The sequence below is a fragment of the Sulfitobacter sp. M85 genome, assembly GCF_029285915.1.
GTDB classification, from domain to species: Bacteria; Pseudomonadota; Alphaproteobacteria; order Rhodobacterales; family Rhodobacteraceae; genus Sulfitobacter; species Sulfitobacter faviae.
This window is the reverse complement of the sequence record NZ_JABECQ010000004.1, coordinates 125,233-138,276: the sequence shown is the minus strand read 5'-3', so window position 1 is coordinate 138,276 and position 13,044 is coordinate 125,233. Positions and strand designations below refer to the sequence as shown.

Below are 13,044 nucleotides of genomic sequence, written 5' to 3'. Positions count from 1 at the left end.
TCAGATTATATCTGCGCAGCGCGGCCCGTTCTGCCAAGCGGGGAACAGTTGCGCCGGGTTGGGGTTGGGCCGCTGAAACCACCACGCGCGGGCGACTGCATCCGCGCAGAGAAGGAGGCCAGAATGACCGACGACAGCCAAAAGATCGCGACCATCGACCCTGCCCATAACGTGGCTCTGTTCACGCCGGACGCAAAAGCGCTGGAGCAGGCGGCCTCGGCCGGGATGAAAACGGTGGTGAACTTCCGTGCCTCGGATGAGAAAGGCGGCCTCTCCCCCGATGCAGAGCGGCTGGTGGCCGAGAAGCTGGGGTTGAACTACCTGCACCATCCGGTGACACCAGACACCCTTGGCCCCGAGACGGTGGATGAATTCCGCAAGTCACTGGACGACCTGCCCCAGCCGGTGTTTTTGCACTGCGCTTCGGGCAAACGTGCGGGGGCGATGACCCTGATGGCCCTTGCGGCGGATAAGGGTTGGGACGGTGACACGGCCCTGCAGGAGGGCAAGGCCCGCGGCATCGACCTGACTGAAGAGAAGATCGGTCAGTTGGTTAAATCCTACGCAGATAGCAAAGCGTAAGAGAAGCGCCCGGCTTTGCCGGGCGTTTTACTTTTGCGCGCAGTAGAGGCCATGCAGCGTTTCCAGAACGGCCACGGCCTCCTGCCCCTTGACGCGGTAAAAGATCGTCTGCCCCGCCCGGCGGCTGTCGACCAGACCGGCGTCTTTCAACTTTTTCAACTGCTGCGACATGGTGGATTGCGACAGACCGCAGGCCCGCGCCAAATCCCCGACCGAGCGTTCCCCACCGATCAGACGGCACAGGATCTGCAACCGCGCCTCTGACGCAAGCATCGTCATGAGCGCCGCAGCCCCGGCGATATCGCCATCCAGAAAGTCGTCCGTGTTTTTCATATTAGCATCATTGAATATTATGAGAGCGTAATATATACTGGTTTCCAGTCTGACACAAGCCAGCCGCTTGGCCGGCCGTAAGGAGTTGAGAGATGGAAACCGAATTCACACCATGGCTGTCGCTGGGCGGCGGCGCGATGATCGGGGCCTCGGCGGTGCTGTTGATGGCCACGAACGGCCGCATCGCGGGGATCAGCGGGCTGACCTCTCGGCTCTTCGCGCGTGACAGCGACGGCGAAGCGCGGGGTGTCTCGTTCTTCTTTGTGTTGGGTCTTTTGTTGGCTGCCCCGCTTTGGTTGCTCGTGTCGGGTGGCTGGCCGCAGCAATGGGTGCCTTCGAACCCCGTCCTGATGGCCGTGGCCGGGCTGCTCGTCGGCTTTGGCGCGACCTATGGCAATGGCTGCACCTCGGGCCACGGGGTCTGCGGGATCAGCCGTGGCTCGGCGCGGTCGATCGTGGCGACGGTGACCTTCATGGCGACGGCATTCGTGACCGTCTTTGTCATGCGCCATGTGATCGGAGGGTGACATGAAACAGCTTTTTGCTCTCCTCTCCGGCCTTCTGTTCGGCATAGGCCTGATCGTTTCCGGCATGGCCGACCCGGCCAAAGTGCTGAACTTCCTCGACGTTTTCGGCACATGGGATCCCAGCCTTGCCTTTGTCATGGGCGGCGCCATCGCGGTGACGGCACCGGGGTTCGCATGGCTGTTCCACAGCCGTCAGACCCCCTATTTCGACTATAAATTCCGCCTTCCCACCCGCAACGATCTTGAGCCGAAACTGCTGACCGGCGCCGCGATTTTCGGCATCGGCTGGGGCTTGGGCGGCTTTTGCCCCGGCCCGGCATTGACCGCCCTGCCCATCGCGGCCAGCGGCACCTTGATCTTTGTCCCCTTCATGCTGGTCGGCATGTGGATTGCCCGGCACAGCCCTGATTTGACCTCTATAACCAAGAAAGGACCAGCCTGATGAGCGACCCTCTCAATTCACCCGTCGTGCGCCACTCCCCTTCGACCGGAGCTGGCAGCCCCGATGTCTGGGGCATCTATGAACCCGACACCGGCTCGATCCAGTACATCTGCGCCGATCCGGCGACGAAGAAGGCCGCGCTGATCGACGTGGTGTGGAACTTCGACCCGAAGAACTACAAGTTCACCACCGAAAGCATGGATCAGGTGCTTGATCTGGTGAAGGAAAATGGCCTTAACGTGGAATGGGTGCTGGATACCCACCCCCATGCGGATCACGTCATGGCCTCGGCCCAGTTGAAAGAGCGCACGGGCGCGCCCAATGCCATCGGCGCACTGGTGCCCGAGATCGCCAAGATTTGGGCCGATCTTTACAACATGCCCGATGCCTTTGACCCGGACCGCGATTTTGACCACCTGTTTCAGGAGGGCGAGACCTTCAAGATTGGCGACCTTGACGCCAAGGTGATGCTGTCGCCCGGGCATACGCTGGGGTCGATCACCTATGTCTGTGGCGATGCGGCTTTTGTGCATGACACGCTGATGCAGCCCGATGCCGGCACCTCGCGCTCGGATTTCCCCGGCGGCACGACGGAAGAACTGTGGGAGTCGATCCAAGACATCCTCGCCCTGCCCGGCGACACACGGCTTTACATCGGCCATGACTACGGCACCGATGAGCGCAATGAACCGCAGTGGGAGGCCACGGTGGACGAGCACCGCGCCCATAACATCCACGTCAAGGATGGCACCAAGCGCGAGGACTACATCGAGCGCCGTCAGAAGCGGGACGCGACCCTGTCGCTGCCCAACCGCATCCTTGCTGCCTTGCAGATCAACCTGCGCGGCGGGCGGCTGCCTCCGGCGGAGGGTGACGGCCATCACTACCTGAAACTGCCCGTGAACCGTTTCGACTGAGCCAACCGGGTGGCCCCTCGGGGCCGCCCCTATCTGACGGATCGCCGCCCATGCCTCTCCCTTCGCTTTCGCACTACCTGCCGATCCTCGACTGGGGACGGCGCTATGACCGCGGCCAGTTCACCGGGGATATGATCGCGGCGGTAATCGTGACGATCATGCTGATCCCGCAATCGCTGGCCTATGCTCTACTGGCGGGCATGCCGCCCGAAGCCGGCATCTATGCCTCCATCGCGCCCATCGTGCTCTACGCCATCTTTGGCACCAGCCGCGCGCTGGCGGTGGGGCCGGTGGCCGTGGTCTCGCTGATGACGGCGGCGGCGGTGGGCGAGATCGCGCAGAGCGGCACGGCGGGCTATGTCACGGCGGCGCTGACGCTGGCCTTTCTGTCGGGTGCCATGCTGCTGGCGCTTGGGCTGTTTCGGCTGGGGTTTTTGGCGAATTTCCTCTCGCATCCGGTGATCGCGGGCTTCATCACCGCCTCCGGCATCCTGATCGCTGCCAGCCAGTTGCGGCATATTCTGGGGATCGAGGCCGAAGGGCATACCCTGCCGCAAATCCTGTCCAGCCTCTGGGCGCATCTGGGGGAGGTCAATGTCATCACCCTCGGGCTGGGGCTGGCCGCCACGGCCTTCCTGTTCTGGGTGCGCGGCGGGTTGAAACCGCTGCTGCGGCGCATGGGGCTGGGGCCGCGGATGGCGGATATCGGGGCCAAAACCGGGCCGGTGCTGGCGATCTTGGCCACGACGCTGGCGGTCTGGGGCTTCGATCTGGGTGCGCGGGGTGTTGCGATCGTGGGGGAAGTGCCGCAGAGCCTTCCGCCACTCAACCTGCCCTCCTTTTCCCCCGAGCTCTTGTCACAGCTTTTCGTCCCGGCGCTGCTGATCTCGGTCATCGGCTTTGTCGAGAGCATCAGCGTGGCGCAGACCTTGGCCGCAAAGAAACGCCAGCGGATCGACCCGGATCAGGAGCTGATCGGTCTCGGCAGCGCCAACCTTGGCGCGGCCTTTACCGGGGGCTTTCCGGTCACCGGGGGGTTCTCGCGTTCGGTGGTGAACTTCGACGCGGGCGCCGAGACCCCCGCCGCCGGAGCCTTCACCGCCGCCGGACTGGCGCTGGCGGCGCTGTTCCTGACGCCGCTGATCTACTTCCTTCCCAAGGCCACGCTGGCCGCCACGATCATCGTCGCGGTGCTGAGCCTCGTCGACTTCTCCATCCTGAAGCGCGCATGGGCCTTCAGCCACGCCGATTTCGCCGCCGTCAGCGTGACGATCCTGCTGACGCTGATCTTCGGCGTCGAGGCCGGGGTGAGCGCGGGCGTCGTGACTTCGATCCTCGTGCATCTTTACAAGACCTCCCGCCCGCATATGGCCGTGGTGGGCCGGGTGCCGGGGACCGAGCATTTCCGCAACGTGCTGCGCCACGAGGTCGAGACCCAGTCCCATGTGCTGAGCCTGCGGGTGGACGAGAGCCTCTATTTCCCCAACGCGCGGTTCTTGGAGGATCAATTGGCTCAATATGCCGCCGACAAGCCTGACCTGACGGATGTGGTGCTGATGTTCCCGGCGGTGAATGAGATTGACCTCTCGGCGCTGGAATCGCTCGAGGCGATCAACACCCGGCTGAAGGACGCCGACATCCGCCTGCACTTGAGCGAGGTGAAAGGCCCGGTGATGGATCGGCTGAAGCGGAGCCATTTCCTTGACGAGCTGACCGGGGAGGTCTTTCTCAGCCAGCATGAGGCGGCCTGTGCGCTGGCAAACACCCCCGGTGACGCCGCAGGGTAAATATTCGGGAACCGCGCCGCCCGCTGCGCGTTTGCCTGCCATGAATAAGACATTTGCCCACGCCGCCGCCCTTTCCGCCAGTATTTTCGCCACAGCCGCCACTGCCGAAGAGGTGGGCAAGGTGGATGTGGATTGGCTGGGCAATGACATCATTGTCGAAGCCGTGGCCGACCCCAAGGTGAAGGGCGTGACCTGCCATCTGGCCTTTTTCGAACGCGGGCTGATCGACCGGCTGCAAAAGGGCAATTGGTTCGAAGACCCGTCGAACTCTTCGATCTCCTGCCGCCAGACCGGCCCGATTGAGATCGGTGATATCGACCGTGGCGACGAAGGCGAAAACGTCTTTAGCGAGCGCCGCTCGATCATCTTCAAGACTTTGAAGGTCAAGCGTATTTTCGACGAAGCGAACAACACGCTGATCTACATCAGCCACAGCCAGCGGGTGCAAGACGGCTCGGCCAAGACATCGATGTCGACGGTGCCCCTGTACCAGCCCGGTCAGTAGCCGAAAGCCGAGGATCGCTTAGGCAAAGCCTTGCCATTGGGGCGATCCCGCCTTGTCGGGCGACCTGCCTGCGATATGCTGCGCAAAAGGCAACAACGCAGCAACAGGCAGGTTTTATGAGACATTCACGCAGAACATTCGCATTCGGCCTTGCCGCATTGGGGCTGACCTCGGCCTGTTCGACCGGGGGCGGCACGCTTGGCCCCGCGGCGGCGGCGGGGGTGCCGGACGATCTGCGCCCTGTGCCCAACGCGGGCTATGACGCATGGGTCGCGGCGTTCAAAAGCCGCGCCTCGGCACAGGGGATTTCGGCCAGCACCTTGGCCCAAGGGTTTCGCGGCGCAGGCTATCTGCCCGGCGTGGTCAAACGCGACCGCAATCAGACGGAATTCAGCCGCAGCTTGGAAGATTACCTGTCGATCGCCGCCTCGGACGAGCGGGTGTCGAAGGGGCGCGCAGCCTTTGCCCGCCACCGCAGCACATTGAACGCGATTGAGAGCCGCTACGGCGTGGCGGCAGAGATCGTCGCGGCGGTCTGGGGGCTGGAGAGCTTCTTTGGCGAACGGCGTGGCAATGTGCCGGTGGTATCGGCCACCTCGACATTGGCCTATGATGGGCGGCGCGGGGCGTTCTTTGAAAAGCAGTTGATCGCGGCGCTGAAGATCCTGCAAAATGGTGACATCACTGCCGACCGGCTGACCGGGTCTTGGGCCGGGGCCATGGGGCATACGCAGTTCATTCCCACATCCTATCAAGCCTTCGCGGTGGATTTCACCGGCGACGGGCGGCGCGACATTTGGTCGGAAGACCCCAGCGACGCGCTGGCCTCGACCGCCGCATATCTGTCGCGCAACGGCTGGACGCGGGGGCTGAAATGGGGCGGTGAGTTAGGCAGCCTCCCCGCCAGCGCGGGGTCGGTGATCCAGCCGCAGGCGGGCGGGCCGCAGTTCGTGGTGACCAGCAACTTCCGCGCGTTGAAACGCTACAACAACTCCGACAGCTATGCGATTGGCGTGGGCCATCTGGCGGATCGGATCGCGGGCGGCGGGCCGCTGCGCGGCAGCTTCCCGCCCGATGCCAATGGGCTGACCAAGGACGATCGGATCGCGTTGCAGCAACGACTGACCGCGCGGGGGTTCGATACCGATGGCGCGGATGGGGTGATCGGGCCGAACAGCCGCAAGGCGATCAGCGCCTATCAGGCCAGCGTCGGCCTGCCCGCGACGGGTGAGCCTTCGGTCGAGTTGCTGCGCCGGTTGCAGTAGGCGACGTAGGTCGGCCTTTCCCACTCTCCACGCTGGGGGGGTGGCGAGGCAATCGGGGCGAGGTTTTTATACCACGGAGGTCTGCGCCGCCCCAGGGGGGCGGGTCGGCGCTGCCCGGCCTGCGGCCGGGCGACCCTAGAAGGTCAATCTGCGGTAAGGCTCAGCCCGGGCTGATCCCGGCACGGTCGAGCATCCCTGCCACCTCGGCAAAAGAGGATTGCGGCGGGGTATGCTCGGCCTTGCGCTGGCTCAGGAAAGCCTCACACGGCCCGGCAAAGGCGATGGCGCGGTCAAGCTCGGGGTTGCTGCCCGCGCGGTAGGCCCCGATGCGGATCAATTCCTCCATATCCGCATGGGCCGCCAGCGCCTTATGGGCGGCGGTGAGCAGCGTATATTCCACATCACTGTGGCAATCCGGCAACGTTCGAGAGACGCTCGCCAGCAGGTCAATCGCCGGGTAGCGCCCCTTTTCGGCGATCTTGCGGTCGAGCACGATATGCCCATCGGTGATCCCGCGCACGGCATCGGCGATGGGGTCGTTCATGTCATCGCCATCCACCAAAACGGTGAAAATCGCGGTGATGTCGCCATTGCCCACTGGCCCCGGCCCGGCACGTTCCAGCATCTGCGGAAGCTCCGAGAAAACCGTCGGCGGATAGCCTTTGGCGGTGGGCGGTTCGCGCGAGGCGAGGCCGATTTCGCGCTGCGCCATGGCGAAGCGGGTGACGCTGTCCATCAAGAGGAGCACATGTTGGCCCTGATCGCGGAAATGTTCGGCCACGGCCATGGCGGTCCAAGCGGCTTGGCGGCGGGTCAGCGGCGGCTCATCGCCCGTGGCGACAACAAGAACCGCCTTTTCCATCCCCTCGGGGCCGAGGTCGGAGGCGATGAAATCCTGTACCTCGCGCCCGCGTTCGCCGACCAGTGCCATGACTACCACATCGCACTCCGTATAGCGTGCCAGCATGGCCATAAGCGTCGACTTCCCGACGCCGGAGCCTGCGAAAATGCCCAGGCGCTGGCCCTGACAAAGCGGCGTAAAAACATCCAGCGCGCGGACATGGGTCGCGAGTTTCGGCCCGATGCGCTTGCGGTCGAAAGCGCCCGGCGGGGCGGCGCGCAGCGGGCGGGGGTTGTTGCCCTCGGGCAGATGCCCTTTCCCGTCGAGCGGTGTGGCCGAGGCGCTGATCACCCGGCCCTTCCAGCTTTCATCGGGGCGGATCACATCGCGGCCAATCGCGACCTCGACCCGGTCGCCCGCCGCCACCCCGCGCCATGAGCCGAAGGGGAGCAATTCGGTGCCGTGACTGCCCAGCCCCACAACCTCGGCATGGACCGGGCCGTCAGAGCCATGCACGATGCAGCGCTCGCCGATCCCAAGCACCCGTTCAAGCCCCACGGCGGTCAGCGTGATGCCGGTGATCGCGCGCACTTCGCCGGTGATCTCGGCCTCGCCTGCCTCGCGGGCGAAACTGGTCAACTCGGAAAAGAGTGTCTGCATGGATAAATTTCCTCTAGGAGCGCGGGGCAATATTTACTATACAAGGATTAAACAGGCTATAGGCAAAAAAATGAACTTGTCTAATCTTTCTATTCTTGGACTCGCTTCGGACCGGATGCAGTGGCTCTCGGCCCGGCAAAAGGTCGTGTCTGAAAACGTCGCCAATGCCTCGACCCCGAACTACAAAGCACGCGATGTATCGTCCTTTGAATCGATGCTCAGCGGCGAGTTGTCGCGCGATACCGGGTTGGTGACCACCCATGACAAACACTTCACCGGCGTCGCCCATGGCACGCCCGGCGTGCGCGAGGTGACGGATGGCCACGCCACGGGCACCACTTTGGATGGCAATACCGTGAACCTCGAAGAACAGGCCGTGAAGGCCGCCGAGATCGGCGATCACTATAGGTTGGCCGCACAGCTTTACCGCAAAAGCTATGACATGCTGACCATGGCCGTCACCGGAAACAGGTAAGGAAAGCCCATGGATCCGCTTCAGTCCATCGCCAAAATCGCCGCCAGCGGGATGACCGCGCAGACCGCGCGTTTGCGGGTGATCTCGGAAAACGTGGCCAATGCCGATTCAACGGGCACCACGCCCGGCGCCGATCCGTTTCGCCGCAAGACCATCAGTTTCTCGGAGTTGATCGACCGCAATGGCGGCGGCTCTTTGGTGGAGGTCGACCGTATCGGGCGCGACCAATCCCCCTTTCGGCGCGATTATGACCCGGCGCATCCGGCGGCGGATGAAACGGGCTACGTCAAACGCCCCAATGTCGATCCGATTATCGAGATGGCCAACATGCGCGAAGCCTCGCGCAACTACGAGGCCAATATGAACATGTTCGAGTCAGGCCGCCGGATGCGCGGTCAGATGCTCGACCTGCTGAAGTGAGGCTGACCTGAGATGAGCGATCCCGCCTCCCTGATCTCGACCGCCGCGGTCCGCGGTGCCTATCGCACCTCGCAATCTCTGACGGCGCAGAAGGGCGAAGCCATCGCCGAAGAGGCAGGCGCCAGCGCCAATAGTTTCACCAATATGGTGCAGCAAGCCTCGGAAAGCGCGCTGGAAACGGTGCGTGAGGGCGAAGCCGTAGCCCAAGCCGGGCTGCGCGGTGAGGCGGATACCCAGCAGGTGGTCGAAGCCATGCTGGCGATGGAATCCACCGTCAAAGTGGCCGTCTCCGTGCGCGACCGCTTTGTCGAAGCCTATCAGGAAATTCTGCGGATGCCGATCTAGGCCATGACCGAAACCCAGACCTATGACATCATCTCTGCTACCGTCTGGGCCGTGCTTCTGGCCTCGGGTCCGGTGTTGGGGGTGGCGCTGGCGATTGGTCTGGTGATCGCGTTCTTTCAAGCGCTCACGCAGATTCAGGAAATGACGCTGACTTTCGTGCCCAAGATCGTGATGATTTTTGTCACCCTGCTGGCCGCGACGCCGTTTATGTATGCCACGCTGAAGAACCTGTCGGACACGATCTTTGACCTCGTGCAGAACGGTGGGCTGTGAGAGCGCTTTGGCATATGGCCCGCGCGGCGCTGCTGGGGGCGGTGCTTGCGACCCCCGCCCTCGCCCAAGGCTGGGGGTCGTTCTATGAGCCATCGCAGAAAAACGCGGTGACCAAGACTGCGCGCACGCTCGCCGCCAAGGGCGGGCCCGAAGGCGTCTGCATCCGCGAGATCCTCGCCGCCCAAACCCGGCATGGCATCCCCGACAATCTGCTGCTGGCCATCGGCCTGCAAGAGGCGGGCACCCGCCGCAACGGGCATTTCACGGTCTGGCCCTATGCGGTCAACGCCGCAGGCGAAGGGCGGCTGTTCGACAGCCGAACTGCCGCGCTGGATTGGATTGCAGAGCGTCAGGGAAGCGGCATCCGCTCCATCGACGTGGGCTGTATGCAGATCAACATGCGCTGGCACCCGGATGCCTTTGACAGCCCCGCCCAAGGGTTCGATCCGCGCGTAAACGTCGACTACGCGGCGCGCTTCCTTACGCGGTTGCACCGGCGCACGGGCAGTTGGCTACAGGCGGCGGGGTCGTATCATTCCTTTGAGCCGGAATACCGCGACACCTACCTCGACCGGCTGCAAAAGAACATTTCCGCCGCCAATGCGCGGCTGCCGGAGTTTCAGGCGCTGGCCAGCGCCAGCCCCGTTCCCGCCCGTTCGCGCAAAACGGCGCGGCGCGAGGCGGGCCGCTATGACAGGTTGGCGGCCAAGGCCACATGGGGTGCGCAGATCGGCGGGGCGGCGAACGCGCGGCGCTCGCTTTACTCGGCGCATGAGATGCAGCCGGTCCTGCCGCAGTTTACCACCGTCCCGGCGGAGGATGCGGGATGAGCACGAAACCCAATACCCTTCTGCCGCAACTGAGCATGTTTGGCGCCAATAAGGACGTGAGTTTTGCCGTTGGCATGGCGCTGGTGCTGGCGGTGCTGTTCCTGCCGCTGCCGCCGATCCTGTTGGATTTCGGGCTGGCGCTGTCGCTCTCGCTCTCGGTGCTGATCTTCATGGTGGCGCTTTGGATTCCATCACCCTTGCAGTTCAACTCTTTCCCGACGCTGCTGCTCGTCACCACCATGCTGCGGCTGTCGCTCAACGTGGCCTCGACCCGGCTGATCCTCAGCGAAGGCCATGCGGGGATGCATGCGGCGGGGGATGTGATTCAAGGGTTCTCCAAATTCATCGTGGCGGGGAATTTCGTCATCGGCGTGGTGATCTTTGCCATCCTCGTGATCATCAACTTCGTCGTGATTACAAAGGGCTCGACCCGTATCGCCGAGGTCGCCGCGCGGTTCTCGCTGGATGCGATGCCGGGCAAGCAGATGGCGATCGACGCCGACATGGGCGCGGGGCTGATCGACGAGGATGAGGCCCGCCGCCGCCGCAAGGAGCTTGAAGACGAAAGCGCCTTCTTCGGCGCGATGGACGGTGCTTCGAAATTCGTGCGCGGCGATGCGGTGGCGGGGCTGATCATCACGCTGATCAATGTGATCGGCGGCATCCTCATCGGCGTTGTGCAGCGCGGCATGGGCGTGGGCGATGCATTTAACGTCTTCACCTCGCTGACCATCGGCGACGGGCTGGTGAGCCAAATTCCGGCGCTTGTCGTCTCGCTCGCCGCCGGTCTGATCGTGACCAAAGGCGGCACGCGGGGGGCCGCCAACGAGGCGGTGTTCGATCAGCTTTCGAACTTCCCCAAGGCGCTTTACATGGCGGCTCTGCTGCTCTTTGGCATCGGTCTTTTGCCCGGCTTCCCGCTGCTGGTCTTTGCCCTTCTGGCCGCGGCCATGGTGGGCTTGGGGCTGATGATCCAGCGCGGCGCGGCCGAGGCGGCAGAGGCCAAGGCGAAGGCCGATGCCGAGGCGCAGAAACAGCAGGACATGCCAGAGGTCGACAACAATCCGATGCATCTGGATGAGCTGCGGCTGGTGCTGGGCGAAGGGCTGGTGGCGCTGGCCAACCGCCCCGACGCGGTACTGCCGAGCAAGATCAAATCCCTGCGCAAGCATTTTGCCGAGGAATTCGGCTTTCCCATGCCCTCGGTGCGGATCAAGGATGACGTGAGCCTGCCGATCAACAGCTACGCCTTCCAAATCCACGGCGTCGACGCAGCCAAGGGTGACATCCGCGCCAACCAGATGATGGTGATCAACCCCGAAGGCGCGCCGCTGCAACTGCCGGGTGAGGCCACGCGCGAGCCGACGTTCGGGCTTGATGCGCTTTGGGTCGACAGCAAGGTCGCCGATCAGGCCGAGGCACAGGGCTATACGGTGGTGGACCCGGAAAGCGTGATCACCACCCATCTGACCGAAGTCGTAAAAGAGAACATGTCGGAACTGCTGACCTATGGCGCAGCGAAGGAGGCGATCGAGGGGTTGGACCGGAACTATCAAAAGCTGGTCAACGATCTGCCCGTCCCCTCCCCCGCGATTCTGGTGCAGCAGGTCTTGCAAGAATTGCTGCTCGAACGCGTCTCGATCCGCAATCTGCCGCTGATCGTCGAGGCCATGGCCGAGGCCACGCGCCAGACTTCCAAGCCCGCGCTGGTGCTGGAGAACGTGCGCCGCCGCCTGTCGAGCCAGATTTGCCAAGGGCTGGCCGATGGGCAGGGCTTCGTGCCGGTCATCACCCTGTCGCCCTCATGGGAGGCGGAGTTCATCGAGGCGGTCAAGATCGTGGGCGAGGACCGCACCTTTGTCATGTCGCCCAAACGGGTGCAGGAATTCGTGCTGCAAGCCCGCCAACAAATCCAGCGTTTCGCCTCGGAAGACAGTTGGCCCGCGCTGATGGTCAACCCCGAGGCGCGGTCCTATGTGCGCTCCATGCTGGAACGGGTCAGCCCGATGACGCCGGTGATCTCCAATGCCGAGATCCATCGCAAGGTATCCCTGCGGACCGTCGCCACCATCGGGGGCTAGGGATGGACCTTTCGGCCCTCCTGACCGACGCCCTGATGGGGTATTTCGTCGTTTTCGCCCGGATCGGCAGCGCGCTTTTGTTCATGCCGGGCTTTGCCGAAACCTCGGTGCCCACGCGGCATCGGTTGTTCTTTGGCCTGATCCTGAGCGCCGCGCTCTATCCCGTGACCGGCCTCGGCCCGGTGGCCGAGGATCGCCCCGCCGCGCTGCTGTTGATCTTTGGCTCTGAGATCACCGTGGGGCTTTGGATTGGGCTGGTGGCGCGCACGCTGCTTTCGGCGCTGCAATTCGCGGGATATCAGATGGCACTGATGTCGGGGCTGGCCAATGCTTTGGCCCCGAACATCGGCGCTTTCGAGGGCGCGACCTCTATGGCGGCGATGCTGTTGATCGGGGCCACGGCGCTGATTTTCATCACCGATCTGCACCACCTCATCATTGAATCGCTGCTGATGTCCTATCAGGTCTTCGTGCCGGGCACCTTCATGCTGGCCGATCTGACCGACCAATTCGCGCGGGCGACGCAGGTGAGCCTCTACCTCGGCCTGTCCATCGCAGCCCCCTTCTATGTCGCCGGGCTGGTGCTGAACGTCGGCATGGGTCTGGCCAACCGCATGATGGCGAGCCTTCAGGTCTTCTTTATCGCCCAGCCCCTGCTGATCGCCGCCGGGCTGGCCTTGATGGTGCTGGCGGTTCCGACCATGATGCGCGGGTTTCTTGAGCCTTTCGCGAATTGGCTCACCACTTACGAGTTTTAGGCC

Annotated in this window: 16 protein-coding genes; 14 read left to right on the top strand and 2 right to left on the bottom strand. The window is 63.6% G+C overall.

Annotated features, from left to right (window positions below; genetic code table 11):
* The first annotated feature begins 123 nt into the window (after positions 1 to 123).
* Positions 124 to 582: a sulfur transferase domain-containing protein gene (locus HKX24_RS09265; protein ID WP_271692017.1), complete on the top strand. Its 459-nt coding sequence runs from the start codon at positions 124 to 126 to the stop codon at positions 580 to 582.
* A 27-nt stretch (positions 583 to 609) separates the two neighbouring features.
* Here HKX24_RS09265 and HKX24_RS09260 read toward each other — a convergent pair whose 3' ends face one another.
* A complete protein-coding gene (locus HKX24_RS09260; RefSeq protein ID WP_271692018.1) occupies positions 610 to 915 on the bottom strand; it encodes a metalloregulator ArsR/SmtB family transcription factor in 306 nt (101 codons plus the stop codon).
* Positions 916 to 1,007: 92 nt separating this feature from the next.
* Here HKX24_RS09260 and HKX24_RS09255 point away from each other — a divergent pair, with 92 nt between their 5' ends.
* The 6 genes from HKX24_RS09255 (at position 1,008) to HKX24_RS09230 (ending at position 6,358) form a co-directional block, all read left to right on the top strand.
* Positions 1,008 to 1,442 carry a YeeE/YedE family protein gene (locus HKX24_RS09255; RefSeq protein WP_271692019.1) on the top strand — a complete coding sequence of 145 codons (435 nt, stop codon included), beginning with the start codon at positions 1,008 to 1,010 and terminating at the stop codon, positions 1,440 to 1,442.
* 1 nt (position 1,443) lies between these two features.
* Positions 1,444 to 1,884 (top strand): DUF6691 family protein, encoded by a 441-nt coding sequence (locus tag HKX24_RS09250; RefSeq protein ID WP_271692020.1) that lies wholly within the window; start codon positions 1,444 to 1,446, stop codon positions 1,882 to 1,884.
* Positions 1,884 to 2,801 carry an MBL fold metallo-hydrolase gene (locus HKX24_RS09245; RefSeq protein ID WP_271692021.1) on the top strand — a complete coding sequence of 306 codons (918 nt, stop codon included), beginning with the start codon at positions 1,884 to 1,886 and terminating at the stop codon, positions 2,799 to 2,801. The genes HKX24_RS09250 and HKX24_RS09245 overlap by 1 nt, the downstream gene beginning before the upstream one ends.
* 50 nt (positions 2,802 to 2,851) lie before the next feature.
* Positions 2,852 to 4,588, top strand: coding sequence for a sulfate permease (gene sulP / locus HKX24_RS09240; RefSeq protein ID WP_271692022.1), 1,737 nt, complete (start codon positions 2,852 to 2,854; stop codon positions 4,586 to 4,588).
* Positions 4,589 to 4,628: 40 nt separating this feature from the next.
* Complete coding sequence (locus tag HKX24_RS09235; protein ID WP_271692023.1) at positions 4,629 to 5,093, top strand: CreA family protein; 465 nt, start codon at positions 4,629 to 4,631, stop codon at positions 5,091 to 5,093.
* Positions 5,094 to 5,209: 116 nt separating this feature from the next.
* Positions 5,210 to 6,358, top strand: coding sequence for a lytic murein transglycosylase (locus HKX24_RS09230; protein WP_271692024.1), 1,149 nt, complete (start codon positions 5,210 to 5,212; stop codon positions 6,356 to 6,358).
* A gap of 160 nt (positions 6,359 to 6,518) precedes the next feature.
* On the opposite strand, the gene HKX24_RS09225 is transcribed toward HKX24_RS09230, so the two are convergent.
* Positions 6,519 to 7,859, bottom strand: coding sequence for a FliI/YscN family ATPase (locus HKX24_RS09225; RefSeq protein WP_271692026.1), 1,341 nt, complete (start codon positions 7,857 to 7,859; stop codon positions 6,519 to 6,521).
* Positions 7,860 to 7,929: 70 nt separating this feature from the next.
* Between HKX24_RS09225 and flgB the strand changes: the two genes are divergently transcribed.
* Genes flgB through HKX24_RS09190 form a run of 7 tightly spaced genes read left to right on the top strand, consistent with a single transcriptional unit; the run spans position 7,930 to position 13,041 of the window.
* Positions 7,930 to 8,334 (top strand): flagellar basal body rod protein FlgB, encoded by a 405-nt coding sequence (gene flgB / locus HKX24_RS09220; RefSeq protein WP_271692027.1) that lies wholly within the window; start codon positions 7,930 to 7,932, stop codon positions 8,332 to 8,334.
* Between the two features lie 9 nt (positions 8,335 to 8,343).
* On the top strand, positions 8,344 to 8,754 hold the full coding sequence (flgC, locus tag HKX24_RS09215; protein WP_067261031.1) for a flagellar basal body rod protein FlgC: 411 nt from the start codon (positions 8,344 to 8,346) through the stop codon (positions 8,752 to 8,754).
* Between the two features lie 12 nt (positions 8,755 to 8,766).
* The gene (locus tag HKX24_RS09210; protein ID WP_067261033.1) at positions 8,767 to 9,099 is read left to right on the top strand and encodes a flagellar hook-basal body complex protein FliE; all 333 of its coding nucleotides are present in this window, start codon (positions 8,767 to 8,769) and stop codon (positions 9,097 to 9,099) included.
* 3 nt (positions 9,100 to 9,102) lie between these two features.
* On the top strand, positions 9,103 to 9,372 hold the full coding sequence (gene fliQ / locus HKX24_RS09205) for a flagellar biosynthesis protein FliQ (RefSeq protein WP_067261035.1): 270 nt from the start codon (positions 9,103 to 9,105) through the stop codon (positions 9,370 to 9,372).
* Entirely contained in the window at positions 9,369 to 10,202 is an 834-nt protein-coding gene (locus tag HKX24_RS09200) for a lytic transglycosylase domain-containing protein (protein ID WP_271692028.1), read from the top strand. The genes fliQ and HKX24_RS09200 overlap by 4 nt, the downstream gene beginning before the upstream one ends.
* Positions 10,199 to 12,283, top strand: coding sequence for a flagellar biosynthesis protein FlhA (gene flhA / locus HKX24_RS09195; RefSeq protein WP_271692029.1), 2,085 nt, complete (start codon positions 10,199 to 10,201; stop codon positions 12,281 to 12,283). Before HKX24_RS09200 ends, flhA begins: the two co-directional genes overlap by 4 nt.
* A 2-nt stretch (positions 12,284 to 12,285) precedes the next feature.
* On the top strand, positions 12,286 to 13,041 hold the full coding sequence (locus HKX24_RS09190; RefSeq protein WP_271692030.1) for a flagellar biosynthetic protein FliR: 756 nt from the start codon (positions 12,286 to 12,288) through the stop codon (positions 13,039 to 13,041).
* The last annotated feature ends 3 nt before the right edge of the window (positions 13,042 to 13,044 follow it).